Here is a 26,745-nt window from a genome sequence, read left to right as displayed (position 1 = left end):
ACACGGTTGCGAATTGCAGTTGATGCGATGGGCGGCGATAACGCACCGCGAAGTACAGTTTTAGGGGCGCTTGCTGCCATCAAGGAAAACCCGGCCATTACCGTTGTACTGGTGGGAGATGAACAGGCCATTCGGAACCACTTGCCGCAAGACTTGCCGGCAAACATCGAGATCGTTCCTACTACGGAAGTGATTTTGCCAGATGATGAACCGGTTCGAGCTGTACGTCGCAAGAAAAATTCTTCGCTTGTCGTAGCAGTCGAGATGGCACGCGAAAAAATCGTGGATGCAGCGATCTCTGCAGGTAATACAGGTGCGCTCATGACGGCGGGGTTGCTCTATGCAGGCCGCATGGAGGGGATTGAACGTCCCGCTCTGGCCGCCTTTATCCCGAATGTACTGGGCCGCGTCACGCTTACGCTCGACGTCGGCGCCAACATGGATGCGAAGCCGCATCACCTGCTGCAATATGCGGTGATGGGCAGTCTGTACGCAGAAAAAGTGCTGGGCTTTGAAAATCCGAAAGTGGGACTCCTCAACGTAGGGACAGAGGAAGGAAAAGGAAACGAGCTGACCAAAGCCGTCTTCCCGCTTCTGTCCCAGGCAGACCTGAATTTTGTCGGCAACGTGGAAGCGCGTGACGTCATGCAAGGGGCATGCGATGTGCTCGTTTGCGACGGCTTTGTCGGCAACGTGCTGCTGAAAGCGGTAGAGGGCGCGGCCTCCACAATCTTTTCGCTGTTGAAGCAGGAGTTTACTTCCAGTCTGATTAATAAAGTAGGAGCGGCCATTTTAAAGCCGGGACTCGTGCGCTTCAAGAACAAAATGGACTATGCGGAATACGGGGGAGCGCCGTTGTTGGGCCTGAAAAGTCCTGTCATCAAGGCACACGGCTCCTCTGACGAGCGAGCGATGAAAAACGCGATTGCCAGTGCAGCCCGCTTCGTGCGGCAAGATGTAAACGAAGTCATTGCGCAGGCGCTACAGAAAAATATAACGGGAGAAAGCGAGTGAGGCAGATGGACAAAAAGCGTTCAGTAGGCATTTTGGCTACAGGTTCCTATACACCTGACAGAGTGCTTAGCAACTTCGATCTGGAAAAAATGGTGGAAACGACAGATGAGTGGATTGTTTCCCGCACCGGAATCCGGGAACGTCGCATTTGCTCGGCTGAGCAAGCTTCCTCCGATCTTGCTTATGAAGCTGCGAAAAAAGCGCTGGAGCGAGCCAACATCAGCGCAGAGCAGCTCGACATGATTATCGTGGCAACAGTGACGCCTGATATGATGTTCCCGTCGACTGCCTGCATCCTGCAGGAAAAGCTGGGAGCAAAACGTGCAGCGGCGCTTGACGTATCGGCTGCCTGCACAGGCTTTTTGTACGGCATCACGACAGCGGCGCAGTTCATTGCCAACGGACTTTACAAATACGTGCTGGTCGTCGGGGTAGAGACGCTGTCCAAAATTACGAACTACAAAGACCGCAACACATGTGTGCTGTTCGGGGATGGCGCAGGTGCCGCTGTGATCGGCGAAGTGCGGGAAGGCTTTGGCTTCCAGTCGTTTGAGCTTGGCGCAGACGGCGCAGGCGGAGAGTTGCTGTGCCTGCCTGCGGGCGGCTCGCGCATCCCGGCTTCGAGCGAGTCGGTCGAAAACAACCTGCACTATCTCTCGATGGCAGGCGGCGAAGTCTTCAAATTCGCGGTGCGCGTGATGAACTCCGCGACAGAAGCGGTATTGTCCAAAGCGGGAGTCGAGCGGGAAAACATCGACCTTTTGGTGCCGCACCAGGCGAACAAGCGGATTATCGACTCTGCCGTGCAACGCTTCGGCTTGTCTGAGGACAAAGTGGCGATCAACCTCGACCGTTACGGAAACATGTCTTCTGCGTCGATTCCGGTTGCGCTGGACGAAGCGATCGCGGCGGGACGGGTAAAAGAAGGCGACAACGTCATTCTCGTAGGTTTCGGCGGGGGCTTGACCTGGGGAGCAACGCTTCTGAAATGGTCGACCACGCCAGCGGAAGGGAGCGGACAGTAGTGGGGAAAGTAGCATTTGTTTTTCCGGGCCAAGGCTCGCAATTCGTAGGGATGGGGCAGACGCTTTCCGAGCAGTCGGAAGCAGCCCGCCGCATTTTTGAAACGGCAGATGCCGCGCTCGGCTTTTCGCTCTCCGGTCTGTGCTTTGCAGGCCCGGAAGAAGAGTTGAAGCTGACGGCGAACACGCAGCCGGCGATTTTGACGGCGAGCGTCGCTGTGCTTGCAGCCTTGAAAGAAAAGTTGCCGGATTACACGCCTGATTTCGTGGCGGGCCACAGTCTGGGCGAATATTCGGCGCTGGTGGCAGCAGGCGCGCTGTCTTTTGCCGATGCGGTCAAAGTCGTTCGGGCACGCGGCCAATTCATGGAAGAAGCCGTTCCGGCAGGCCAGGGCGCGATGGCAGCGGTCTTGAACATGGAGCGCGCAGCCCTGCAAGCCGTGTGCGAGGAAGTAACCGCTTCCGGGCATCCGGTTCAGCCAGCGAACATGAACTGCCCGGGGCAGATCGTCATCTCCGGCTCGGCCGAAGGCGTCAAGCTGGCGGGCGAAAAGGCCAAGGCAGCAGGAGCGAAGCGTGTGCTCCCGCTGAACGTGAGCGGACCGTTCCACTCCAGCCTGATGCAGCCAGCCGCAGACAAATTGCAGGCGGTGCTTGCAGGCGTCACAGTCCAGGAAGCGAGCGTCCCGGTCGTGGCAAACGTGACGGCACGCCCTGTTACCGAAGCGGCAACGATCGTCGAGCAGCTTGTGCAGCAAGTATCGGCTCCGGTTTTGTGGGAGGATTCGGTACAGTGGATGGTCGAAGCGGGCGTGACTACGTTCGTGGAGATCGGACCAGGCAAAGTGCTTGCGGGACTGATTAAAAAAATCGCGCCAGCCGATACGACGATCATTTCGGTCCAGGACATGGAATCCTTGACTGAGCTTTTGAACGGAGGGGTACTATGCTAACAGGAAAAACAGCGCTTGTGACAGGAGCCTCCCGCGGGATTGGCCGTGCGATTGCACTCAAGCTGGCCGAAGCAGGAGCGAATGTCGTGGTGAACTACGCAGGAAGCGAAGCCGCAGCAGCCGAGACCGTTGCCAAAGTCAAGGAGCTGGGCCGCGATGCGATCATGGTTCGCGCCAACGTTTCTTCGGCCGAGGAAGTGGGCGATATGTTCAAGGCCGCGCTCGACCATTTCGGTTCGATCGACATTCTCGTCAACAACGCCGGGATTACCCGCGACAATTTGCTGATGCGCATGAAGGAAGAAGAGTGGGATGACGTCATTGCCACCAACTTGAAAGGCGTATTCAACTGCCTGAAAGCCGCGACTCGTCCGATGATGAAGCAACGCTCGGGCAAGATCATCAACATTACGTCCGTGGTCGGCGTGCTCGGCAATGCGGGGCAAGCTAACTACGTGGCGGCAAAAGCGGGCGTCATCGGCCTGACCAAGACAGCCGCGCGCGAGCTGGCGAGCCGCGGCATCACCGTGAACGCGGTAGCGCCTGGATTTATTGATACAGAAATGACAGCCGTGCTGCCGGAGGATGTAAAAGCTGGCCTTATCAGCCAGATTCCGCTGGCTCGTCTCGGCCAGACAGAGGACATTGCGTCCGTCGTTCTGTTCCTTGCTTCTGACGCAGCCAATTACATGACAGGCCAAACTTTGCATGTGGATGGCGGCATGTATATGTAAACTGGTTTTTTGAAAGCTCATCTACTATAATACGGGAGAGGGGGTGAAGCAAGATGGCAGATACATTGGAGCGCGTGAAGAAAATCATCGTCGATCGTCTGGGTGTAGATGAGTCCAAGATTACTTTGGAAGCTTCTTTCAAAGAAGACCTGGGCGCTGACTCCCTGGATGTAGTGGAACTCGTAATGGAACTCGAAGACGAGTTTGATTTAGAGATTTCTGACGAAGATGCTGAAAAGATCACTTCTGTTGGTGAGGTTGTAAAATACATAGAATCTCACAAGTAGATCCATCAGTTGGAAGTCCCGTACCATACGGGACTTCTCCTTCAATTGCCGCCGAATACATACCAGGAAGTTACGTTAGGCATGAAGTGTACGCAAGAAACTGACTGCTGACTTTCATATAGAGGTGATCGCAATGAAACGAAGAGTGGTGATTACTGGCGTTGGTGTCGTCTCCCCGGTGGGAAATGACGCGCAGACCTTCTGGAACAGTTTGCTGGAAGGAAAATCAGGCATTGACCGCCTGACTGCTTTCGACGCTACGGATTATCCGACGCAGATCGCGGGCGAAGTGAAAGACTTCAACCCTGAGCTGTACATGGACAAAAAAGAAATACGACGTACAGACCGATTCGTTCAGTTTGGATTGGCTGCTGCCAAAATGGCGGTAGAGGATGCGAAACTGGAAATCACGCCAGAAAATGCGGAACGAGTGGGTGTATACATCGGGTCCGGAATTGGCGGGCTGTCTACATGGGAAGAGCAGCATTCCGTGCTGTTGGAAAAAGGGCCACGCCGCGTGAGTCCGTTCTTCATTCCGATGCTGATTGCCAACATGGCCTCCGGTGCAGTATCCATTCAATACGGAGCAAAAGGACCGACTTCCAGCGCGATTACCGCATGTGCGACAGGGACAAACGCAATCGGGGATGCTCTGCGTTTGATCCAGTTCGATCATGCGGATGTGATGATCGCAGGCGGTGCAGAAGCGACAATTCGTCCGATGGCGTTTGCGGGCTTTTGTTCGGCTAAAGCGATGTCCACGCGCAACGACGAGCCGCAAAAGGCGAGCCGTCCGTTTGACAAAGACCGCGATGGCTTCGTCATGGGCGAAGGGGCGGGCGTCCTGATCCTCGAAGAGCTGGAGCACGCGAAAAAACGCGGCGCGAACATCATCGCGGAAGTGATCGGCTACGGCATGAGCGCGGATGCCCATCACATCACTTCTCCGTCGCCAGGTGGCGAAGGGGCTGCGCGCTGCATGAAAAATGCGCTGCGTGACGCAGGCATTGATCCGACAGAGGTGGGCTACATCAACGCACACGGAACCTCTACGGATCAGGGCGACATCGCCGAGACGCAGGCGATTAAAGAAGTGTTTGGCGAACACGCTTACAAGCTGGCTGTCAGCTCGACCAAGTCGATGACAGGCCACTTGCTCGGAGCGACAGGCGGCATCGAGGCAATCGCGACCGCTTTTGCCCTGCGCGATCAGGTGCTTCCTCCTACGATCAACCTGGAAAACCCTGATCCGGAATGTGATCTCGACTATGTTCCTAACCATGCGCGCAAGGCGACCGTCCATGTGGCTGTTTCCAACACGTTTGGATTCGGCGGTCATAATGCAACGGTGATCCTGAAGCGATACGAAGCATAAATGAGCCCTACTGAGAGAAAAAGTAGGCAGTCTCCTGGAATGGTGGTGAGGGTGATGAATTTTGCACAGCTGCAAGAGAAGATAGGCTTTCGCTTTCACGATGAGAGCGTTCTGCGGCAGGCATTCACCCATTCTTCCTACGTGAACGAGCAACGCGGCAAACGAATATCAGACAACGAACGGCTGGAGTTTTTGGGAGATGCTGTGCTTGAGTTGACTGTTTCCCAGTTTTTATACAAAACTTTTCCGAAGATGAGCGAAGGCGAAATGACGAAGCTGCGGGCAGCGATTGTCTGTGAGCCTTCTCTGGTTAAATTTGCTGAACTGCTGAATTTTGGCGATCTCGTTTTGCTGGGAAAAGGGGAAGAGTTGACTGGCGGACGTCAGCGACCTGCCTTGCTAGCGGACGTATTTGAAGCTTTTGTTGGTGCCCTCTATCTGGATCAGGGCCTGGATGCCGTATTTTCCTTCATGGAAAAATACGTCTACCCCAGAATCGACAAGGGAGAGTTTGCCCAGGTAACAGACTTCAAGAGCCAGTTGCAGGAATTTGTTCAACAGGACAATCTGGGAGACATCCAGTATCGCATTGTAGAAGAAAAAGGACCAGCTCACAATCGAGAGTTCGTATCGGAAGTGCTTTTGAACAATCGTTCGCTTGGCATTGGCTCGGGCCGTTCCAAAAAGGAAGCGGAACAGCAGGCAGCCGCGCGGGCGCTGGTAAAGCTGGGGGAGAAATAAAGGCTCGGAAAAAGGGAGCTGCATCATCTGCGGGCGCAGGTGGTGTAGCTTTCTTTGTTCCCGCTTGGAAAAGCCGGGAAAATACTGCGTGATGACAGCTTTCTATGATACACTTATTTCGATATGACCACGAAGGCTCGCAGTGGAGTAGCTCCTGTCTGATACAGGGGCTCTTTTCGGGTACCATCCGATTCATGCCGTGCGCCTCTTTGTCCGCTTGCGGACGGCCGTGCGTCACGGGCAGATTAGGTTGGTTTGGTAAGGAGGACCGTAAGTATGTATTTGAAACGCCTGGAGCTGGCAGGATTCAAATCGTTTGCCGACAGGACGGAATTGGAGTTCGTACCAGGAGTGACAGCGGTAGTCGGTCCGAACGGAAGCGGCAAGAGCAACGTTTCCGACTCGATCCGCTGGGTGCTCGGAGAACAGAGTGCCAAGTCGCTGCGCGGAGCGAAGATGGAGGACATTATTTTCGCGGGCAGCGACAAGCGCAAGCCAGTGAACTTTGCCGAAGTGACGCTCACCTTGGACAATACGGATCGTTCCCTCGACGTGGAATATTCGGAGGTTTCCATCACGCGCAGAGTCTACCGCTCCGGTGACAGTGAGTATTACATAAACAACAGATCATGCCGCTTGAAGGACATTATGGAGCTGTTCATGGATACGGGGCTGGGAAAAGAAGCGTACTCCATTATCGGCCAGGGAAAAATCGAAGAAATTCTCAGCACGAAGTCGGAAGATCGCCGCGGCATTTTTGAAGAAGCGGCGGGCATCGTCAAGTACAAGACCCGCAAGCGCGAGGCGGAGAAAAAGCTCGATGACACCGAGCAAAACCTCATCCGCATCCACGATATCGTCAGCGAAATTACCGAACAGATCGGACCGCTGCAGGAGCAGGCAGAGACGGCGAAGACGTACAAAGAGCTGCACCGCAAGCTGGTCGAGCACGAAGTCGCGCTGTACGTGCAGCAGATCGAGGCGGCCCACAGCAAATGGGAGGCCGCGACGCAGCGCGTGCAGGAGCTTCGCGAGCTTTTGATGAGGCAGACGACGGAAGCGGCCAAGCACGAAGCCGATCTGGAGCAGGCCCGTTTTTCGGTCACGCAAATCGACCAGTCGATCGAGGAACTGCAACACGTTCTCTTGACGGTGAGCGAGGAGACGGAAAAGGTAGAAGGCCAGCGCGAAGTATTGCGCGAGCGGATGCGCAATTTGAGCGCCAATCGCCAGCAGACGATGGAGCAGATGCACAGGCTGACAGAGAAGCAGCACGCGCTGGAAGCGGAGCTTGCCGAAGAGCAGGAGCGCGCCAAGGAAGCCGATCGGCGGATGGCGGAAGCCCATGCATCGTTGCAGGAGGCTGAAGGGCAGTTTTTCTCCATGGTGCAGTCGTTGACAGACGATGTGGAACGGTTGAAAGGCGATTATTTTGAAAAGCTGAACGAAATGGCCAACCTGCGCAACGAAATCCGCCATCAGCAGCAGCTTGTGCAGACATCGCAGGCGCGCGTCGACCGCCAACTGGCCGGCAAGGAACAGTTGGAGCTGGAAGAGGTGCAGCGCCAGGTGAGAATGGCCGAGCTGCAGGAGCAACTGACCCAGATCGATCAGACCATTCAGGATACGGTTACCCGCTACAAGCAGTTGATGGACGGCCTGCGCGATGGACAAGCGCGCATGGAACAGGTGCGTCGGGAGCTGCGCCAGTCCGAGCAAAAAAGAGAAGCGGCGAAGTCCCGCCTGGACCTCATCAAAGAGATGCAGTCCGAATTTGCCGGATTCCAGCAAGGGGTAAAAGAAATTCTCAAGGCACGCGAGCGGGGCTTCAAAGGCATCCACGGCGCGGTCGCCGAGCTGGTCGTCGTGCCGCAGCAGTACGAAACGGCGATGGAGGTCGCCTTGGGCGGGGCGCTGCAAAACGTCGTCGTCGATAACGAGGCGGCAGGGCGAGCCGCGATTGCTTATTTGAAGCAGCACAATGCAGGCCGCGCCACCTTTTTGCCGCTGGATGTCATCCGGCCGCGCACCTTGCAGGCAAACGACCGTCAGCAGTTGGCAAAAGAAAGCGGCGTTGTCGGGATCGCCAGCGAGCTGGTTTCGTTTGAGGAAGCGTACCGCCCGATTTTGGAGAGCATGCTCGGCAACGTCATCGTGACGGAAAAGCTGGAGCAGGCAAACCGCGTCGCCCGCACGCTCGGCTATCGCTACCGCGTCGTGACGCTCGAAGGCGATATCGTCAACGCGGGCGGTTCGATGACAGGGGGCGCCCTGAAGAAAAACAGCGCCAACCTGCTCGGCCGCAACCGTCAGGCAGAAGAGCTCGAAGCGCAAATGCGCGAAATCGAAGAGGCAATTTCTGGACATACTACCGTAATGGAGCAACTGGCCGAACAGCTTCGCCGTATGGAAGAAGAACAGGAAGCGCTCCGCTCGGAAGGCGAAGCGCTGCGGTTGAAGGAACAGGAAGTCAAGGGCCTCTTGCAGCAAACCGAAGCAGAGGGACGTTCGCTGGGCGAGCGGGCCAAGCTGGTAGAGCAAGATATTGCCGCCTACCAGAAAGAGATGGAAGAAGCGTTGCGCAAAGAGGAGCAGCTTCAAGCGGACTTGGCCGTTCTGGAGCAAGAAGAGCAAAAGCTGAGCGAGCTGATCGCCGAAGCCGAGGCCAAGCGCCAGGAGCAGTTGGAATCCAAGGAAGAAATGAACCAGAAAATTACCAGCCTGAAAGTGCTGAATGCCCAGGTGAAACAGGAACACCAGTCCCGCCTGGAGCAGACGGAGCGCCTGATCGAACAAAAAAGCTTGCTCCAGCGCGAATGGGAAGAGCAAAACGCGAACCTCGCCGCACTCGACGAGTTGGAGCGCACGAACGAATCGTCCGGGCTTGAGCTCGATCAGCGCATCGCCGAGCTGCGTCAGGACAAGGAACGGGTAGCCGGACTGATTGCCGAACGCCGCAACGAGCGGGCGACGCTTTTTCACAAGCAGGAGCAGGTGGAAGTGCAGGTAAAAGAAATTCGCCGCGAGGTCAAAGCGCTGGAAGAGAAGCTCCATCAGGAGGAAGTCAAGGTCAACCGCGGCGAGGTGGAGCTTGACCACCTGTTGAATAAACTCTCCGAAGAATACGAAATGAGCTACGATCTGGCGAAGCAAAAATACCCGCCGCGCGGTGAGTTGCAAGCGGAGACGCAAATCGTCGCCCAGCTCAAAAAGCAAATTGCCGCACTCGGCACGGTCAACCTCGGGGCGATTGAGGAATACGAGCGCTTGTCTGAGCGCCAGCAGTTTTTAAGCGCGCAGGAAGCCGATTTGAATGAAGCAAAAGACATGCTCTACCAGGTGATTCAGGAGATGGACGCAGAGATGTCGCGCCGCTTCAAGGAGACGTTTGAGGCGATCTCCGAGCAGTTCCGCGACGTGTTTGTGCAGTTGTTCGGCGGGGGACGGGCCGATTTGCTCTTGTCCAATCCGGACAATCTGCTCGAAACCGGGATCGACATCGTGGCGCAGCCGCCGGGCAAAAAGCTGCAAAATCTGGCTCTGCTCTCCGGGGGCGAGCGCGCGCTGACCGCGATGGCTCTGCTCTTTGCCATCCTGCGCGTCAAGCCTGTGCCATTTTGCGTGCTTGACGAAGTGGAGGCGGCATTAGATGAGGCAAACGTCAACCGCTTCGCCGAGTACATGCAGCAGTTCAGCAGCCAGACGCAGTTCATTTGCGTGACGCACCGCAAAGGCACGATGGAGAGCGCAGACGTTTTGTACGGGATCACGATGCAGGAGGGCGGCGTGTCCAAGCTGGTCTCGGTCAAGCTGGAGGACAGCGACAAATTCGTCGAGTCTGCCTCGTAATTCGCCGCAGCATCGTCAGTGCCCGCAAGCAATAGAAACGAGCATACAGCCGAAGCTCGACTTCATGCGAGCTTTTGACAAGATTATCCGCAAAGGAAGATGAACATGAGCTTTTTCAAGCGCCTTCGTGACGCGATCGTCCAAAAATCCGAAGAAGTAACCCAGAAGTTTACGGATGGACTGGCGAAAACGAGAGATTTGCTGGTAGAAAAAGTGGAGGATCTGGTCCGCCGCTACAAAAAAATCGACGACGATTTCTTCGATGAGCTGGAAGAAATTTTGATTACGTCCGATGTCGGCGTCAACACCGTCATGGAGCTGATTGACGATTTGCGGACAGAAGTGCGCAAGCAAAAAATCGAAAACGCCATGGACTTGCAGCCGATTTTGTCGGAGAAGCTCGTGGCCCTGCTGAAAAACGACGAGGCGGCAGACACCGCGCTCAACGTCGAGGACGGACGGCTGAATGTCATTTTGTTCGTCGGCGTAAACGGAGTCGGCAAAACGACGACGATCGGAAAAATGGCGCACATGTTCAAGCAGCAGGGTAAAAACGTGCTGCTGGCCGCAGGCGACACGTTCCGGGCAGCCGCGATCGAGCAGTTGGAGGTATGGGGCGAGCGCGTCGGCGTTGACGTCATCAAACAGCAGCAAGGCTCCGATCCGGCAGCGGTCATTTACGACGCCATCCAGGCCGCCAAATCGCGCAAGGTCGACGTGCTTTTGTGCGATACGGCCGGACGTTTGCAAAACAAGGTCAATCTGATGGAGGAGCTGGCGAAGGTGCACCGCGTGTTGCAGCGCGAACTGCCTGGCGCGCCGCATGAAGTGTTGCTCGTCCTCGACGCCACGACTGGGCAAAACGCGCTGTCCCAGGCGAAGACTTTCGGCCAGTCCGCCGGAGTGACCGGCCTAGTCCTGACCAAGCTCGACGGTACGGCGAAGGGCGGCATCGTCATCGCGATCCGCAACGAGCTGAACATCCCGGTCAAATACGTCGGCCTCGGCGAGAAGATGGACGATCTGCAGCAGTTCGATCCCGAGCAGTTTGTGCATGCGCTGTTTGCCGGATTGATCCAAAAAGAGGAAGCCGAAGAGCAGGAAAACGCGTAATATCATAATGTCTGGAACGCAAAAAAAGATGTCAATAAAAAACCTTGACACTAGGTGTAGAATTAGGTACTATAATCTACGTGCTGTAAAGAAAAAGCCTTTACAGTTTCGAAACGAGTACCTCACAGCAAAGGATTGGTTTCATGTTAGAAAAGACCAATCAAGTCAATCTCTTGTTTGACTTTTATGCACCGCTACTCAAGGGCAAGCAGCGAGAATATCTGGAGCTGTACTATCTGGATGACTTGTCGCTCGGAGAAATCGCGGAAATGCACGAGGTCAGCCGACAAGCTGTTTACGACCACATCAAGCGGGCAGAAAAGCAGTTGTTCGAATACGATCAGAAGCTTAATCTGGCACAGCGCCACGAGAAGCGGATGGAAGTGCTGGCACGAATGAATGAGCTTGTAAATGGGCTTGCAGAGAGCGAGACAAGAGACGAGCTGAATACTTTGCTCCACCAACTGTCAGAGATGGATTAGGAGGGCTCGCATGGCGTTTGAAAGCTTGGCCAATCGGCTGCAAAACGCATTTGACAAACTGCGCGGCAGAGGAAAGATCGACGAAACCGTCGTCAACGAGGCGATGCGGGAAGTCCGCCTTGCCCTGCTGGAAGCAGATGTTAACTTCAAAGTAGTAAAAGACTTCGTCGCTCGCGTCAAAGAGCGCGCAGTCGGCCAGGAAGTCATGAAAAGCCTGACGCCAGGTCAAATGGTTATCAAAATCGTGAACGAAGAGCTGGTCGCCCTGATGGGTGGCAGCGTAGCTCAGTTGACGATGGCGCACCGTCCGCCGACCGTCATCATGATGGCGGGTTTGCAAGGGGCGGGGAAAACGACCACGACTGGTAAGCTGGCCAAGTATTTGCAAAAGCAAAACAAGAAGCCGCTTCTGGTGGCAGCCGACATTTACCGTCCGGCTGCGATCAAGCAGCTACAAGTTTTGGGGGAGCAACTGAATGTTCCCGTTTTCACTCTCGGAGATCAAGTCAGTCCTGTTGACATCGCTCGGCAAGCGATTGAACACGCGAAAGCCAATCACCTCGACGTTGTGATTCTCGATACGGCAGGTCGCCTGCATATTGATGAAGCGTTGATGGACGAGTTGAAGCAAATTCGCGAAGTTGCCAAGCCCGATGAGATTTTGCTCGTCGTGGACGCGATGACAGGTCAGGACGCCGTCAATGTGGCGGAGAGCTTCAACAGCCAGCTCGAACTGACTGGCGTGGTTCTCACCAAGCTCGACGGGGATACCCGAGGCGGTGCGGCACTATCCGTCAAAGCTGTCACTGGCAAGCCGATCAAGTTCGCGGCGATGGGTGAAAAGCTGGATGCGCTCGAACCGTTCCATCCGGATCGCATGGCTTCCCGCATTTTGGGAATGGGTGATGTACTCAGCCTGATCGAAAAGGCGCAGGCGTCCGTGGATGAAGAAAAAGCGCGCGACATGGAGCGCCAGATGCGTCAAGGCGAATTTACCTTCGACATGTTCCTGGATTCCATGCAGCAGTTGCGCAATTTGGGGCCTTTTGAGGACATTCTCGGCATGCTGCCCGGAATGAACAAGATGAAAGGCAAAATGAACGTGGACGAGAAGCAGATTGCCCGCGTGGAAGCAATCGCCAAATCCATGACCAAGGCAGAGCGTGCCAACCCTGACCTCTTGAACGCCAGCCGCCGCAAGCGCATTGCGAGCGGAAGCGGCACGAGCATTCAGGAAGTGAATCGGTTCATCAAGCAGTTCGAGGAAATGAAAAAAATGATGAAGCAATTCACGGGCGTCGCCGACAAGATGGTCAAGAAGTCGAAGAAAAAAGGCGGCTTCGGACTGCCGTTCATGGGCAAAGGCGGAGGAAACAACCAAGGCGGCATGAACTTCCCCTTCAATTTCAAACCACCGTTCAAGTAAAGAGGCATGATCTCTTCGCGCCGCTGACTTGTCAGACAGCGCGATGGTTCAGATATAGTAGCACCAACGCAGATGTTTATCTCGCGTTGATCCATACAGGAGGTGACACAACATGGCAGTTAAAATCCGTCTGAAACGCATGGGTTCCAAGAAAGCTCCTTTCTACCGTGTAGTAGTAGCTGACTCCCGTTCCCCACGCGATGGCCGTTTCATTGAAGAAATCGGTTACTACAATCCGGTTGCTCAACCGGCAGTGGTGAAAATTGATACCGAAAAAGCGGTACAATGGATCCTGAATGGTGCAGCTCCGACTGATACCGTTCGTAACCTTCTCTCCAAAGAAGGCGTTCTCGCAAAAGTGCACGAAACCAAATACGGCAAATAAGTCGGTCATCTGGAGGTCTGATGATGAAAGCGCTGGTCGAAACGATCGCTAAAGCTCTCGTCGATCATCCGAATGAGGTTCGTGTGAATGCAGTGGACAAAGAGCGCACTCTCGTCTTTGAATTGTCGGTGCACCCTGATGATATGGGGAAGATCATCGGCAAGCAAGGACGGATCGCCAAAGCCCTGCGCACTGTCGTGATGGCGGCATCCGTGGAAACGGACAAGCGCGTTACGGTTGAGATTGTTTGACAAAAAGGCTGGGAGCTTTCCCAGTCTTTTTTGGTTGATATGAACTGATACGTCGAAAGGAGTGACAGGACATGCTCACGATTTTTCGGTCGGTACAGGTCAAACTCATCATGACAGAAGCATCCCGCGCTGTGCTGATTGACCAGTACAGCAGACAGCTTCGCCAGCAGCGCGAAGAATGGGAGCAATGGCAGTTCCAATCGAAAAAAATATTGGCCGAAGCGAAGAAAAAGTCTGCGGATACATATGCGCTCGCGCAAGAAAAGATTGCCCAGGAAGAGCGGCGGCGCAAGGAAAAAATCGCCCAACTCTCTTTTGCCTTGCAGCAGGCGGAGAGTCTTCCCGAAGGCAGTGAGATGGATTATCAGACTGTGCAAAGTCCCGTCACAATCCAAGTAGGCGATGTTTGGGATGAAATCATGGCAGGAACGGAAATCATGATAAAAGATGGACGAGTGCATGAGATTCGACAAACGGCAGGACATGCAGCCGATGAATAGAAGGAGTGAATACGCTTGGGCAACCAAAAGTTTTACACGGTGGGCAAGCTGGTCAATACGCACGGGCTCAAGGGAGAAGTGCGCGTAACCTCGACGACGGATTTTCCCGATCAACGGTTTCGCAAAGGCAGCGAGCTGTTTTTGTTTCACCCGTCTCTTTCCGAGCCAGTGAAGCTGAAAATCGCGACTCGTCGCGCCCATAAAGACTTTGAGATTTTGAGCTTCGAGGGTTATGGACACATTAACGACATCGAAAAATACAAGGGCGGCGAGCTGAAAATTCCGGAAGACGCGCTGATGGAGCTGGAAGAGGACGAGTTTTACATCCATCAGTTGATCGGCTGCGAAGTCGTTACGGACGAAGGGGAAGAGCTCGGAAAAATCGTCGATGTGATGCAGCCGGGAGCAAACGATGTGTGGGTCGTAAAAGGGCGGCGCGGAGAGATTTTGCTGCCGTTTATCGACGATTGCATCAAGGAAGTGGACATCGCCAACAAACGCGTGGTTTGCCATCTGATGGAAGGCTTGCTGTAGGAGGTACTTCTGATGCGGATTGACATTTTTACGCTGTTTCCCGAAATGTTTGCGGGCGTCTTGTCCAGCAGCATTTTGGGAAAAGCCCGCGAGAAGGAGCTGGTCGACTTTCACGTCACCAACTTTCGCGATTTTTCCGAGAGCAAGCATGGCACGGTTGACGATACGCCATACGGCGGCGGCGGGGGCATGGTGCTCAAGCCCGAGCCGTTGTTTCGGGCGGTAGAGGCGCTCGCAGGGGAAAAGAAGCCGCGTGTGATCCTCATGTGCCCGCAAGGCGTGCCGTACAACCAAAAGCTGGCCGAGGAGCTGGCCCAGGAGGAGCATCTCGTGTTCATCTGCGGCCATTACGAAGGCTATGACGAGCGCATCCGCGAGCATTTGGTCACGGATGAAATCTCGATTGGCGATTACGTGCTGACAGGCGGCGAGCTGGCCGCGATGGTCGTGATCGACAGTGTCGTGCGCTTGCAGCCGGGTGCTCTGGGAAACCAGACGTCAGCCGTCGAGGATTCGTTTTCGACCGGGTTGCTCGAATACCCGCACTATACGCGGCCGGCGGAGTTTCGCGGCTGGAGGGTCCCGGATATTTTGCTCTCCGGCCACCATGCCAACATCGAGCGCTGGCGCCTGAAAGAATCGTTGCGCCGAACGAAGGCGCGCCGTCCCGATCTCTTGGCGAAGCTTGAGCTGACAGACGAAATGAAAAAGCTGCTGGCAGAGCTTGAGCAGGAGCAAAACATGGAAGGAAAATTGTAGAACAGGCCTTGTAGTTTCCTGCCTACTATGTTAATATACTTCTTGTGGCAATTTTGCCCGCTGACTAAGGCGGTCCGCTACTCGTAATTCGGTCCCTGTTGGGTGACCGGGCCAAACTGGCGAGACGAGTAAGAACGTCTATCGGAAGGAGGGAATTGAAATGAACCAAGTTATCCGTGAATTGGAAAAAGAGCAATTGAAACAGGATATTCCTGCGTTCCGACCTGGTGACACTGTTCGTGTACACGTTAAGGTTATCGAGGGTCAGCGTGAGCGTATTCAGCTGTTCGAAGGCGTAGTGATTCGCCGTCGCGGTACAGGTGTCAGCGAAACATTTACTGTTCGTAAGATTTCTTACGGCGTAGGTGTTGAGCGTACGTTCCCAGTACACACGCCTAAGATCGAGAAGATCGAAATCGTGCGTCATGGTAAAGTACGTCGTGCGAAACTGTACTATCTGCGCGATCGCGTAGGGAAAGCAGCTCGTATTAAAGAAATTCGTCGATAAGCGAAGCGCTTGAAAAGGGGACTGGTCTGCTTGCCAGGCCTCTTTTTTCCATTTACAGGGTTGGACGAGCCAGCTTGGGAGGGCGTAAGTGATGAACGAAGAAGTATCCTCCGGTCGCACGAAAAAAAATGAGCTATGGGAATGGACGAAGGCGCTCGGCATTGCCTTGATTCTCGCTTTTCTCATTCGAACCTTTTTGTTTGCCCCGTTTATTGTCGAGGGCGAGTCCATGGAAACGACGTTACATAACAGCGAAAAACTGGTCGTCAACAAGGCCATTTACTATTTGCAGGAGCCGAAGCCGGGTGACATCATCGTGTTTCACGCAGAGAAAACGCGCGACTACATCAAGCGCGTCATCGCTGTGGCGGGAGATACCGTCGAGGTGAAAGGCGATCAGCTCTACATCAACGGCAACATGGTTGAAGAGCCATATCTTGCACAACATAAGGAACAGGCGAAACAACAGGGAGAGCCGTATTTTACGAACGACTTCCCACCCGTTACGGTACCGGCAGGCCACATTTTTGTAATGGGCGACAACCGTCCGAACAGCCATGACAGCCGGGCCATCGGTCCTGTCGCTGTCAGCACGGTGGTTGGCAGAGCGGAGTTTACGTTCTGGCCGATTGCAAGCATTCGCATGACGAGATAATCGCAATAGCTTCAAGGTAGGTGAGACAACATGACGATCCAATGGTTTCCCGGACATATGGCCAAGGCGCGCCGGCAAGTTACGGAAAAGCTGAAATTGATTGATGTGGTGATCGAGCTTCTCGATGCGCGGCTTCCCCTTTCCAGCCGGAATCCGATGATTGACGAGATTGTCAGTGACAAGCCACGATTAATTTTGCTGAACAAAGCCGATCTCGCAGACGAGAAGGCGACAGAAGAATGGATTGCCTATTTCCGCAAAGAGGGCATTCGCACGCTGCCGATTGATGCCTTGAGCGGAAAAGGCGTAAACAAACTGCCTGAGCTGTGCAAGGAGCTGGCGGCAGACATGCTGGCGAAGCGCAGCGAACGCGGAATGCAAGGACGCGCGATCCGCATCATGATTTTAGGAATCCCCAACGTCGGAAAATCGTCGCTGATTAACCGTCTGTCCAAGCGCTCGGTAGCGGCAACGGGCGACCGCCCGGCCGTCACGAAGGCGCAGCAGTGGGTGAAGATGGGCGACACGCTTGAACTGCTCGATACGCCGGGGATTCTCTGGCCCAAGTTTGAAGACCAGATGGTTGGATTGCGCTTGGCGGCGAGCGGTGCGATCAAGGACGAGCTGATTGACTTTACAGAGGTAGCGCTGTTTGTCATCAGCTATATGATGCACTACTATCCGGAACGCTTGATCGAGCGTTTCAAGCTGAAGGAGCTGCCGGACGATCGCATCGCCATGCTGGAGGAAATCGGGAAAAAGCGCGGCTGCCTCATTTCGGGCGGCAACATCGATTACGACAAAGCGGCGGAAATCTTTTTGCGCGAGCTGCGCTCAGGGAAGCTCGGGCCGATCTCCGTGGAACGCCCGATTGACTGGGAAATGGACGAACCGATCGGCAAGCCGCTCTCGCTTATGGAATAGCGTAACGTTTTGCCGCACACGCACGCGAAAAGCCTGTCTATCGATTGCTGATAGACGGTTTTTTTCGTAAGAAGGAGAAATGAGTCAATGAATCTGGCGGATATGTCGATAAAAGAAATACGGATGGCGATCGAAAAATTGGACGAGGTACCTAGTGATTTTTTACAATGTTTGCAAGCGGACAAACGGGCAGGCGTGCAGGCGCTGGCGAAGCAGGTAGAAGCCGCGAAGGCTCGCCAGGCCAAGCTTCAGCAACTGTGGACCGAGATGAGTACATATGAACGCGCACTCTATGCCGACGGGCACCAGCACGTTTTTGGGGTGGACGAGGTAGGGCGCGGGCCTTTGGCCGGGCCTGTCGTGGCGAGTGCCGTTTGCTTGCCGAAAGATTTTTATTTGCCAGGCTTGAACGATTCCAAAAAGGTTCCGGTAGCTACGCGCGAGGCGTTTTACGAGGTAATTATGCGGGATGCCGTTGCGGTCGGAATCGGCATGGTCGATGCTCGGCGGATCGATGCGATCAATATTTTGAACGCTACCAAGGAAGCGATGAAGGCAGCCATCGAAGACGCCGGAGTGCCCGCTGATGTGCTTTTGATTGACGCTGTGCAACTGACAGGGGTGTCCTGCAAGCAAATCCCGATCATTGGCGGCGATGCGAAATGCGTATCGATCGCAGCAGCGTCCATCGTGGCAAAAGTGACGAGAGACAGGATGATGGCTGAGTACGCCAAACAGTACCCGCAGTACGGCTTCGATAAAAACGCGGGCTACGGTACAGCCGAGCATCTCGCAGCGATTGCCGCATACGGGCCGACGCCGCTTCACCGTATGACCTTTACCGGGGTGAAAGAACAAGCCTGACCAACTGCTTAGCACTTTCGAAGGAGGGGAGTCCATGTTATCCACGTCGCAAATCATGTCGTCTTTCGTGCAAAAGACACCTTCGGCAAACGTCAAGCCGGTAGAGCTGACGCCCGGACAAGTATTCAAAGGCACGGTGGTCAAGCATTATCCGGACCAAATGGCGCTGGTCCAGATCGGCGGAATGCAGGTTCAGGCCAAGCTGGAGGCGAATCTCGAAGCGGGTCAAAAGGCGTGGCTGCAGGTTCAGCCTTCGAACGGAGTCGTAACCTTGAAAGTGCTGGACACGTCTGCGGAAGCGACAGGAAAGGAAGCATCGCTGGAAAGCTTGATGCGTTCTCTCGGCATTGCGGAGACAAAAGAAAGCAAGGCAATCGTACAGGCGCTCGTGAACGCCAATTTGCCTGTCACCAAGGAAATCGCCCAGGCTTTTTCGCAGGTGGCGCAGCGCATCGGGATGGATGACAGCACAGTCGATGCGTTTCTTTTGGCGATGAAGCGGAATTTGCCGCTGACGCCAGATTCGGTTTCGGGACTGAAGGCGTTTGTGTCCGGCAAACCGCTGGGCCAGGCGATTCAGCAGTTTTTGCAGGAAGCGACGTTGTTTTTGAACCAGGAGGAAAATGCCGCCAAGCAGCCTGGACAGCCTTCCGCTTCCGGCACAGGGGCACCGTCTGGCGCGATGAGCGCGGATGTTCGGCAAGTGGTCGGCCAACTGAAAGAAAAGCTGGCTGCGCTGCCGTTGTTGCTGCCGACAGCGGAAAGCGCGGAAGGTGCGGCTGTCTCCACCAAACCAGTCGCGCAAGGAAATGCAACCAGTCAAGGCACAGCGCAAGCGGCGGCAGGCAATGCCAGCCAGTCCACTCTCCAAGCGCTTTCTTCAAACGCGCAAGGGACGGCGTCCAACGCTTCTGTAGCTCCCGGATCAATCGGACTACAGGCGGCGGGAGCGCAAGTGCCAGCCAGTCAGCCGTCTGACGGTACGGGAAAAGCGACCAGCCTGCCAGGTGCTGTGCCACTCGCAGGGGCGGGTGAAGCGCCTTCCAGCGCAGCTTCGGCAAATGCCATGCGCCAAGCGAGAGCTGTGCCTGAGCAGATAAGCTCCGCTTTTCCAGCGGGAGCAGCTTTGGAAGGGACGAAAAACAGCCAGCAGCCGTCTGGACTTTTTCCCCAGCAAAATCAGGGGCCAAATATCGAGCTTCCCGCTACAGCCAGGCCAATCGCCACCCCCGGCGGACAACAGGCGAATGGCGGAGTGCAGCCGACTGTGACGGGGACTGTAACAGGCTCGCCCTCCGCCAACCCGCTCGTCGAACTGTTTCGACACTTGGGCATCAACCATGAACGCGAATTGATGGGCCAGGCGCTTGGACAGCAACAAGCCGATCCGGGAGCGCGCAAGCAGCTCGAAACAGTGAAATCGTTGCTTTTGCAGATCAGTCAGGCGCCTGCGCAATCAGTGCCGACTGCGCTGCGCGAGGCAGCCGATCAGTTGCTGCAGCAAGTCACCGGACAGCAGTTGATGATGGTCCAGCCAGGCAGTCACACCTTGTCGCAAATCGTGCTGCAAATTCCGATTCGCCAGGCAGATGGCGAGGAGACGGCTTTTGTGCAGATCGAATCGAAAAAGCAGGGAAGCGGCAAGCTGGACCCGGAAAACTGCCGCTTGTTTTTCCATCTGGAGCTGAAAGGCATGGGGACGACGATGATCGACGTCGGAATTGTGAACCGGATCGTCAACCTGCAAATCTTCAATGATTCTCCTTGGCTGGAAGCACTGGCCCAGGGGACGAAGGAGCAGTTTGCGAAGCAATTGCACGACGTGGGCTATCATTTGTCCGCCATGCGCATTCAGCCAGTTCCCGACAGGCAGAGCAGCAAGCCGGGAGCGAGCCAGGCCAAAGGAGCGATTTTTGCCGATTACAAAGGGATGGATGTGCGCGTATGAACCAATCCGGCACGCCTGACAACAAGCGCAAGCAGGCTGTAGCCCTCAAATACCAGGCTGGCGCCATGGAAGCGCCAAAAGTGGTCGCAAAGGGGAAAGGCTTCGTTGCCGAGAACATGCTGAAAACGGCCAAGGAGCACGACATCCCTATTCAGGAAGACCCTTCTCTCGTAGAAGTGCTGGGGAAGCTGGATTTAGACCAGCAGATTCCCCCTGAGCTGTATCAGGTAGTGGCGGAAGTGCTCGCTTTCGTGTACCGCCTGGACAAAGGGGGAGCCAAAAGATGAGCAACCGCCGCAGACTTCTCGGACAAAAAGGCGAGCAGCTCGCGAAGCGTTATTTGCTGCAAAAAGGGTACGAGATCGTCGCGCAAAATATACGCACGAGACAGGGCGAGATTGACCTGATTGCCCAGGATGGCGAGACGCTTGTCTTTGTAGAGGTGCGCACCAGGAGCAGTTTTGCCTGCGGCACGGCTGCCGAATCTGTGACGTGGAGGAAAAGACAGAAGTTGCGTGAGCTGGCTGTCGCTTATTTGCAGGCACAGTCGCGGCATGTGCCGTCCATTCGCTTTGACGTCGTCGCCATTTTCCAGCCCGCCTCGGCCGATGGCGAGCAAGCAGCGCCGACGATCGAGCATTTTGTGGGGGCTTTTTAAAAAAACGGGCTCCAGGCTACCTGGATAATGGGGATATGTCTACAGCAACGGTCACCGCACCTGCGTACAATGTACTGTACTCGACGCGATGAAACTCCTCCAAGCATCATCATTCGCCTTCCAGGCATAGGCTGGAAGGCATTTTTTCTTTTTTCCGGCATAAGCCACAAGTCCGATCAGCCTGTGTTGCCAAACGAAAGAAACGATTGCCTTTCGCGCTAAATTAAAGTTTTTTAGAAAAACAAATGTTTTTCAAAAAAACTTGTGATTCAATGTGACATTTTTCCATTTCATTCGTCTTACTTGGTGAAGGAAACAATGTGGAGGGTAAAACATGAAGCTGACAAAAAGCAAGGTAATGAAAAACGTCTCACTCGCTGTCGCAGCTATTTGCGCCGTTCAGTTTTCCGTAACGGGCATTGCGTCTGCACAAGTATCCACAGCCCAAGCTGCGAGCAGCTATGTAGCGAAAGCCGATGCAAGCGGCCTTGAGGCAAGCTCGTATTATGCGGAAGTAACCATCGGGCAGCCGCTGACCTTGAAAGTTACATACAATGGCCGCCCGCTGGATGGCGCGCTTGTAAGCTGGACAACTTCCAACAGCTCGATCGCAACGGTTCGCAATGGAGTCGTAACCGGATATAAGACGGGCATGGTCATCATTAATGGGAAATACAACGGCGATTCGATCCGCATCCGCGCTTCCGTCATCAAAGAGCCGACATTGGAAGCATCCAGCACTTCGGTAAGCCTGAAAAAAGGCGACACGAAAACGGTTTCCCTCCAATACGGAGGCAAAGCGCTTTCCGGCCTCGATGCATACTGGGTATCTTCTGATGAATCGGTGGCGACGGTAAAAAGAGGCGAAATTACGGCGAAAGCAAACGGTACCGCAGTTATAACGGCTGAGTACAAAGGAAAGTCCATCAAAATTAACGTGAAAGTGTCCGGCAATCAATCCGGCAAGCTCGAAGCCAATGAGAGCAAAATTTCGCTGAAAAAAGGCGAGAAAGAAACGATCAAGCTCACCTATGACGATGAAAAGCTCGCTGGATCGAAAGCAACCTGGAAAACATCCAAATCTTCCGTAGCAACTGTATCGGATGGGGTCATCACGGCGAAAGCCAAAGGTACGGCAACCATCACAGCGGAATACAAAGGCTACAAGGTAGAGATCGAAGTCGGCGTCGACAACGGCAGCTCGGCTTTGCTGGAAGCAAACGAGACTAAGCTGAAGATGAAAAAAGGCCAGGAAAAAACGATTACCCTCCGCTATGACGACGAAAAGCTCAACGGCTCCAAAGCAGAGTGGAAAACATCCAAATCATCTGTAGCGACTGTTGACGACGATGGCGTTGTCACAGCGAAAAAGAAAGGGACCGCAACGATTACGGCTACGTACAAAGGTGAAAAAGTCGAAATCGAGGTTACGGTAGACGACAAAGGCAGCAGCCTGCTGAAAGCGGACGACACCAGCCTGAGCCTGAAAAAAGGGGATTCGGAAACGATTACGTTGACCTATGATGGAACAAAGCTCACCGGCTCCAAAGCGAGCTGGAGCACGTCCAAGTCTTCCGTAGCTACCGTTTCCACGAGCGGCAAAGTGAAAGCGAAGGCGAAAGGAAAGGCAACGATTACAGCCAAATACAAAGGCGAAGAAGTAGAGATCAAAGTAACGGTAAAATAATAACGCCCGCGAAAACGCTCGCTGAATCCAGACCATCTGGTTCAGCGAGTTTTTTTAGGTCCGCACACAGTAGCCGGATGAAGACGCACTTGCTACAATCAGGAAAGACGGTAAAAATTCGGACGACACGTCAGCGTTTGTTTTGCGCTCGCGACTGTCGGGAGGGGGATGGCAGATGCAGGAACTCATCAGGCAAAAGCTGCTGGAAATCGAAAAAGAACACGAGCTGAAGGTGCTGTTTGCCGTCGAGTCCGGGAGCCGTGCCTGGGGCTTTCCTTCGCAGGATAGCGACTATGATGTACGGTTTGTGTACGTGAAGAAGCCCGAGTGGTATCTTTCCATTGATGACAAGCGGGATGTCGTGGAGCTGCCCATCGATGAAACGCTCGATATAAGCGGCTGGGATATACGAAAGGCGTTGAAGCTGTTTCGCAAATCCAATCCGGCTCTGCACGAATGGCTGGCTTCCGGTATCGTTTATCGGGACGAGCTCGGATTTCGCGCGGAACTGATTCAGATGCGCAACGAGTTGTTCTCGCCCAAAACAGCGATGCTCCACTATTTGAGCATGGCGAATGGAAACTACCGCAAGGATTTGCAGGGTGACCACGTGCGGATCAAAAAATATTTTTACGTCCTGCGCCCGATCTTGGCTTGCGAATGGATCGAAAAGTACAGGACAAACCCTCCGCTCCTGTTTCAGCAGTTAGTAGCCGAGCTGGTGACAGATGCGGACCTGCGGCGGGAAATAGACGAGCTGCTGCACCGGAAAATGGAGGGAGACGAGCTTGATCTGGAACCGAGGATAGATGTGATTCACGCGTATATCGACGACAGACTGGAAAGACTGAGCGCCTGTGCGAGCGAATACGCAGGCAGCATGCCCGATCAGACGGCCAGGCTGGACGAGCTGTATCGCCGCTATTTGCGCTTGGCCTGGCCGGAGTGATGCGAGTGCCGTAGGAGCAGCGAAAAGAGCACAGGGATGGGGGAGCAGCCAATGACAAAGCTGCCTGAGCATACCCGCGAGGAACTGAAGCGCAAGGACAAGTTGGGCGAGCCTGCAAAGTCCGCAAAGCCCGCATGTGTCCAAGCGACCGCCTTCATGCAGCGAAACACCACTTGCTGGGAGCCAGGCGTGACGGAGAGAGGTTCGGCAGCAGCGTGTTCAAAGCGTTTGCATCCGACAGACTTTCCAGCCTGCAAGCGATTTGTCATTGCTCCTTACGTCGGGGCTGGAGTGATTTTGCTTGGCATGAGCCGGGAGGAAGCGGCCGATGCCATGCAGTTCATTCCGCGACCATTTCGCACGTTTCAGCAGCCTTTGGACAGTGACGATTTCTCGTGTTGCTTTGTTTCCTACAAACCTCCCGGCGTTTGTGAGGCGGTGGAATTTCATCCGAATGTTGAAGTTCTTTTTTACGGAAAAAATTTGCTGGGGCAGCCGTATCAGGAAGTAGAAGCGTTCGTTCGGGAGCATGATCCTGATTGGCAAGCGACAGGCGACGGTTTTACTTCGTTTCGCTACGGCTTTGGCGTCTACGCTCCCTATGCGTTTGAAGACGTGTGCCAGCCTGTGGAATCTGTCATCGTCTTTGAAAAAGGCTACTACGCGCAAGCACCTGGAAGCGGCTAGATTGTAGCGGACGCATTGAAAAGCAAGCTCACAGTCGATTGCCCGCCAATTATTTGGTATAATGCCGTAGGTACATACGATCTTTTCCAACCATTATTTTTTCGTGCAAAGTGAGGATTTCCATGATGAAGAAGCTGGTACTCGTATTAGACGTAGAAAAAGCAGACAAAATCGACATGCAAAAGCTGGCCGACTCGATGTCGGAAGCCATTCAAACTGTAGAGGGCATCGTCTTGCACGACCTCGTCATGTTTGACAACGACGAAAACAATGCCGACAAGCTCATTGCCAATGTGAAAAAGGAGCTTTCCTAAAACGAACAGCGCTGCGCCGCGCAAGTGACGGCTTGCCGCCAGGGTGTAGCGGCTGCAGGGACAAAAGAACAGCCATGCCAAGACTCGCGTATTGTGTAGCGGGTCTTTTTGTGTTTGGACAGATTTGTTGCAAGACACAGCCAGTTGCAAGAGAAGGGAGGCAGTCTGTGAGAAACGGATATGCGGCAGGTTTGGAAGATTTTCTGCCGCTGCGATAAACTTTCGTACTCAGCTTGCTTTTCCACTTGCGCTAAACCTGCGTGTACCTCGCTTTCATTCTCACTGCTGAGCTAAACCTGCGCACCTCGCGTTTTCATTCCCGCCACTGTAATAAACTTGCACATCCCCGCTATCTTTTCCTACGCTACTAGCAAAGGGGGAGAGAATATGTACGCATGCAGCTTTTCCGGGACTGTTCTCGGCATAGACGGGATGATTGTGAGCGTGGAAACGGACATTGCCAATGGACTGCCGCAGTTCGACCTGGTCGGGCTGGGCGGCTCTGCCGTGAAGGAAGCGAGGGACCGCGTTCGTGCTGCCTTGCGCAATGCAGGCTACGATTACCCGATGCAGCGAATTACGGTCAATCTGGCGCCAGCGGACCAGCGCAAGGAAGGCTCTGGCTTTGACCTGGCCATCGCGTTTGGCATTTTGCTTGCCTCCAAACAAATACTGCCCCGCCCAGAGCGAATTTTGATCCTCGGAGAGCTTGCCCTCGATGGCTCCCTGCGTCCCGTGCCGGGCGTTCTCCCCATCCTGCTGGAAGCGACGAAGGCAGGCTTTACCCACGTCATTTTACCCGAGGCAAACGCCGCCGAAGCGCATCTGGTCGAGATTATCGTCTTGCCCGCCGCCAATTTGACGGAAGCGGTGCAGTATTGGAAAGAAGGACTACAGCCCAAAAATCCGCAGGCTGCGGCGTCTGCATCAACGCGGACTAGCCAAGCCCCGGTGACCCCGCAGGCACCGGATTTTGCGCATGTGTACGGCCAGCGTTTCGTCAAACGCGGGCTGGAGATCGCGGCAGCCGGTTTTCACAACGTCATTCTGGTCGGACCGCCCGGCTGTGGCAAGACGCTGCTGGCCACCTGTTTGCCAGGCATCATGCCAAAAATGACGACGGACGAATCGTACGAGGTCACGAAAATATACAGCATTGCAGGACAACTGAAGCGCGAGGGCGGACTCATCCAGGAGCGGCCGTTTCGCGCTCCGCATCATACGATTACAGCTACAGCTCTGATCGGGGGAGGGGCACAAATTCCCCGACCGGGCGAATGCAGCCTCTCGCATGGCGGGATTTTGTTTTTGGACGAGATGCCCGAGTTTTCCCGTCACGTCCTTGAGGTGCTGCGCCAGCCACTGGAGGCAGGGATTGTGACGATTGGCCGCGCCAAGCAGGTGTTTTCCTTTCCGGCGAGATTTTTGCTGATCGGCTCGTGCAATCCTTGTCCGTGTGGATTTTTCGGCACCCGGGAGAAGCAGTCGTGCTCCTGCTCCCCGCAACAAATATACAAATACCGCTCCAAGCTGTCCGGGCCGCTTTTGGACCGGATTGACCTGCATATCGAAGTCCCGCGTGTGCCCGTACAACTGTTGCACAACCGCTCCATGGAGGAATCGTCGCGGGACATTCAGGCGCGAGTAGAACGGGCGCGCGCCATTCAATGCGACAGATATCGGCATCGCCCCGCCAGCCCCTTCAATAGCATGATGAACGCCGAAGAGCTGCGCAACTACGCCAAACTGGACAAAGAAGGACAAGAAATGTTGCAGCTTGCGTTTGAGACGCTCGGTCTGAGCGCGAGAGCCTACGACAGAATCGTCAAGGTAGCGCGAACGATTGCAGATTTGGAGGGAGCAGCGAAGATTGAGGCCGCGCACGTCGCGGAGGCGATTCGGTACAGGGCGTTGGACAGAGGGCTGCCGTTTTGACCGCGTGCAGCAGGTGGGCAAGTGCGGTTGAGCGCTTTGGCACGCAACCGCTGCAAGCAACTACAACACCTACTGCAAGCACCTACCCAAACATCTAGCTACAAACCTCATTCTGGCAAACAAGCGCAAGCGAATACTCTCTGTACCGCTTGGCAAACGCCTTGCTTAACCCAAGCCTTTTACAAATCGCC

28 protein-coding genes are annotated in these 26,745 nt (G+C 54.7%); all 28 read left to right on the top strand.

Annotated elements, in window-relative coordinates; translation table 11 throughout:
• The first annotated feature begins 6 nt into the window (after positions 1 to 6).
• A complete protein-coding gene (plsX, locus tag AC3WJN_RS01205) occupies positions 7 to 1,014 on the top strand; it encodes a phosphate acyltransferase PlsX (protein WP_005834344.1) in 1,008 nt (335 codons plus the stop codon).
• Between the two features lie 5 nt (positions 1,015 to 1,019).
• The gene (locus tag AC3WJN_RS01200) at positions 1,020 to 2,039 is read left to right on the top strand and encodes a beta-ketoacyl-ACP synthase III (protein ID WP_005834342.1); all 1,020 of its coding nucleotides are present in this window, start codon (positions 1,020 to 1,022) and stop codon (positions 2,037 to 2,039) included.
• Positions 2,039 to 2,989 (top strand): ACP S-malonyltransferase, encoded by a 951-nt coding sequence (fabD, locus tag AC3WJN_RS01195; protein ID WP_005834340.1) that lies wholly within the window; start codon positions 2,039 to 2,041, stop codon positions 2,987 to 2,989. The genes AC3WJN_RS01200 and fabD overlap by 1 nt, the downstream gene beginning before the upstream one ends.
• Entirely contained in the window at positions 2,983 to 3,723 is a 741-nt protein-coding gene (fabG, locus tag AC3WJN_RS01190) for a 3-oxoacyl-[acyl-carrier-protein] reductase (RefSeq protein WP_005834339.1), read from the top strand. Before fabD ends, fabG begins: the two co-directional genes overlap by 7 nt.
• A gap of 53 nt (positions 3,724 to 3,776) precedes the next feature.
• Positions 3,777 to 4,010: an acyl carrier protein gene (gene acpP, locus AC3WJN_RS01185; protein ID WP_005834336.1), complete on the top strand. Its 234-nt coding sequence runs from the start codon at positions 3,777 to 3,779 to the stop codon at positions 4,008 to 4,010.
• 133 nt (positions 4,011 to 4,143) lie between these two features.
• Positions 4,144 to 5,385: a beta-ketoacyl-ACP synthase II gene (gene fabF, locus AC3WJN_RS01180; protein ID WP_005834333.1), complete on the top strand. Its 1,242-nt coding sequence runs from the start codon at positions 4,144 to 4,146 to the stop codon at positions 5,383 to 5,385.
• Between the two features lie 54 nt (positions 5,386 to 5,439).
• Positions 5,440 to 6,126, top strand: coding sequence for a ribonuclease III (rnc, locus tag AC3WJN_RS01175; RefSeq protein ID WP_005834331.1), 687 nt, complete (start codon positions 5,440 to 5,442; stop codon positions 6,124 to 6,126).
• 276 nt (positions 6,127 to 6,402) lie between these two features.
• Positions 6,403 to 9,975: a chromosome segregation protein SMC gene (smc, locus tag AC3WJN_RS01170; protein ID WP_005834329.1), complete on the top strand. Its 3,573-nt coding sequence runs from the start codon at positions 6,403 to 6,405 to the stop codon at positions 9,973 to 9,975.
• A 105-nt stretch (positions 9,976 to 10,080) separates the two neighbouring features.
• Complete coding sequence (gene ftsY / locus AC3WJN_RS01165; protein WP_005834327.1) at positions 10,081 to 11,088, top strand: signal recognition particle-docking protein FtsY; 1,008 nt, start codon at positions 10,081 to 10,083, stop codon at positions 11,086 to 11,088.
• 143 nt (positions 11,089 to 11,231) lie between these two features.
• Positions 11,232 to 11,570: a putative DNA-binding protein gene (locus AC3WJN_RS01160; protein ID WP_005834326.1), complete on the top strand. Its 339-nt coding sequence runs from the start codon at positions 11,232 to 11,234 to the stop codon at positions 11,568 to 11,570.
• A 10-nt stretch (positions 11,571 to 11,580) separates the two neighbouring features.
• Positions 11,581 to 12,996 (top strand): signal recognition particle protein, encoded by a 1,416-nt coding sequence (gene ffh, locus AC3WJN_RS01155; protein ID WP_007777724.1) that lies wholly within the window; start codon positions 11,581 to 11,583, stop codon positions 12,994 to 12,996.
• A 112-nt stretch (positions 12,997 to 13,108) separates the two neighbouring features.
• Positions 13,109 to 13,381, top strand: coding sequence for a 30S ribosomal protein S16 (gene rpsP / locus AC3WJN_RS01150; RefSeq protein ID WP_005834322.1), 273 nt, complete (start codon positions 13,109 to 13,111; stop codon positions 13,379 to 13,381).
• A gap of 23 nt (positions 13,382 to 13,404) precedes the next feature.
• Positions 13,405 to 13,632, top strand: a complete 228-nt coding sequence (locus AC3WJN_RS01145) for a KH domain-containing protein (RefSeq protein WP_005834320.1) — start codon at positions 13,405 to 13,407, stop codon at positions 13,630 to 13,632.
• 71 nt (positions 13,633 to 13,703) lie between these two features.
• Complete coding sequence (locus AC3WJN_RS01140; RefSeq protein ID WP_005834319.1) at positions 13,704 to 14,132, top strand: YlqD family protein; 429 nt, start codon at positions 13,704 to 13,706, stop codon at positions 14,130 to 14,132.
• A gap of 15 nt (positions 14,133 to 14,147) precedes the next feature.
• Entirely contained in the window at positions 14,148 to 14,666 is a 519-nt protein-coding gene (rimM, locus tag AC3WJN_RS01135) for a ribosome maturation factor RimM (RefSeq protein ID WP_005834317.1), read from the top strand.
• A gap of 12 nt (positions 14,667 to 14,678) precedes the next feature.
• Complete coding sequence (trmD, locus tag AC3WJN_RS01130) at positions 14,679 to 15,425, top strand: tRNA (guanosine(37)-N1)-methyltransferase TrmD (protein WP_005834315.1); 747 nt, start codon at positions 14,679 to 14,681, stop codon at positions 15,423 to 15,425.
• A 160-nt stretch (positions 15,426 to 15,585) separates the two neighbouring features.
• A complete protein-coding gene (gene rplS / locus AC3WJN_RS01125) occupies positions 15,586 to 15,933 on the top strand; it encodes a 50S ribosomal protein L19 (protein WP_005834313.1) in 348 nt (115 codons plus the stop codon).
• 91 nt (positions 15,934 to 16,024) lie between these two features.
• Entirely contained in the window at positions 16,025 to 16,588 is a 564-nt protein-coding gene (lepB, locus tag AC3WJN_RS01120) for a signal peptidase I (protein ID WP_005834311.1), read from the top strand.
• A gap of 30 nt (positions 16,589 to 16,618) precedes the next feature.
• Positions 16,619 to 17,512 (top strand): ribosome biogenesis GTPase YlqF, encoded by an 894-nt coding sequence (ylqF, locus tag AC3WJN_RS01115; protein WP_005834309.1) that lies wholly within the window; start codon positions 16,619 to 16,621, stop codon positions 17,510 to 17,512.
• Between the two features lie 87 nt (positions 17,513 to 17,599).
• Positions 17,600 to 18,376 (top strand): ribonuclease HII, encoded by a 777-nt coding sequence (gene rnhB, locus AC3WJN_RS01110; protein WP_005834307.1) that lies wholly within the window; start codon positions 17,600 to 17,602, stop codon positions 18,374 to 18,376.
• Positions 18,377 to 18,410: 34 nt separating this feature from the next.
• Positions 18,411 to 20,324 carry a TP0910 N-terminal domain-containing protein gene (locus AC3WJN_RS01105; protein WP_007777730.1) on the top strand — a complete coding sequence of 638 codons (1,914 nt, stop codon included), beginning with the start codon at positions 18,411 to 18,413 and terminating at the stop codon, positions 20,322 to 20,324.
• On the top strand, positions 20,321 to 20,611 hold the full coding sequence (locus AC3WJN_RS01100) for an EscU/YscU/HrcU family type III secretion system export apparatus switch protein (protein ID WP_005834305.1): 291 nt from the start codon (positions 20,321 to 20,323) through the stop codon (positions 20,609 to 20,611). The genes AC3WJN_RS01105 and AC3WJN_RS01100 overlap by 4 nt, the downstream gene beginning before the upstream one ends.
• Positions 20,608 to 20,982: a YraN family protein gene (locus tag AC3WJN_RS01095; RefSeq protein WP_007777732.1), complete on the top strand. Its 375-nt coding sequence runs from the start codon at positions 20,608 to 20,610 to the stop codon at positions 20,980 to 20,982. The genes AC3WJN_RS01100 and AC3WJN_RS01095 overlap by 4 nt, the downstream gene beginning before the upstream one ends.
• 334 nt (positions 20,983 to 21,316) lie before the next feature.
• A complete protein-coding gene (locus AC3WJN_RS01090; protein WP_007777735.1) occupies positions 21,317 to 22,669 on the top strand; it encodes an Ig-like domain-containing protein in 1,353 nt (450 codons plus the stop codon).
• Between the two features lie 175 nt (positions 22,670 to 22,844).
• Positions 22,845 to 23,618, top strand: coding sequence for a nucleotidyltransferase domain-containing protein (locus AC3WJN_RS01085; protein WP_005834300.1), 774 nt, complete (start codon positions 22,845 to 22,847; stop codon positions 23,616 to 23,618).
• A 51-nt stretch (positions 23,619 to 23,669) separates the two neighbouring features.
• Positions 23,670 to 24,305 (top strand): hypothetical protein, encoded by a 636-nt coding sequence (locus tag AC3WJN_RS01080; RefSeq protein WP_007777737.1) that lies wholly within the window; start codon positions 23,670 to 23,672, stop codon positions 24,303 to 24,305.
• Between the two features lie 122 nt (positions 24,306 to 24,427).
• Complete coding sequence (locus tag AC3WJN_RS01075) at positions 24,428 to 24,619, top strand: hypothetical protein (protein WP_007777738.1); 192 nt, start codon at positions 24,428 to 24,430, stop codon at positions 24,617 to 24,619.
• Positions 24,620 to 25,006: 387 nt separating this feature from the next.
• Positions 25,007 to 26,554: a YifB family Mg chelatase-like AAA ATPase gene (locus AC3WJN_RS01070; protein WP_007777739.1), complete on the top strand. Its 1,548-nt coding sequence runs from the start codon at positions 25,007 to 25,009 to the stop codon at positions 26,552 to 26,554.
• Positions 26,555 to 26,745: the final 191 nt, after the last annotated feature.

The organism is Brevibacillus sp. FW306-2-1A-C05A (assembly GCF_058781555.1).
The sequence above is the reverse complement of the archived record's forward strand: the minus strand, read 5'-3'. Positions and strand labels throughout refer to the sequence as shown.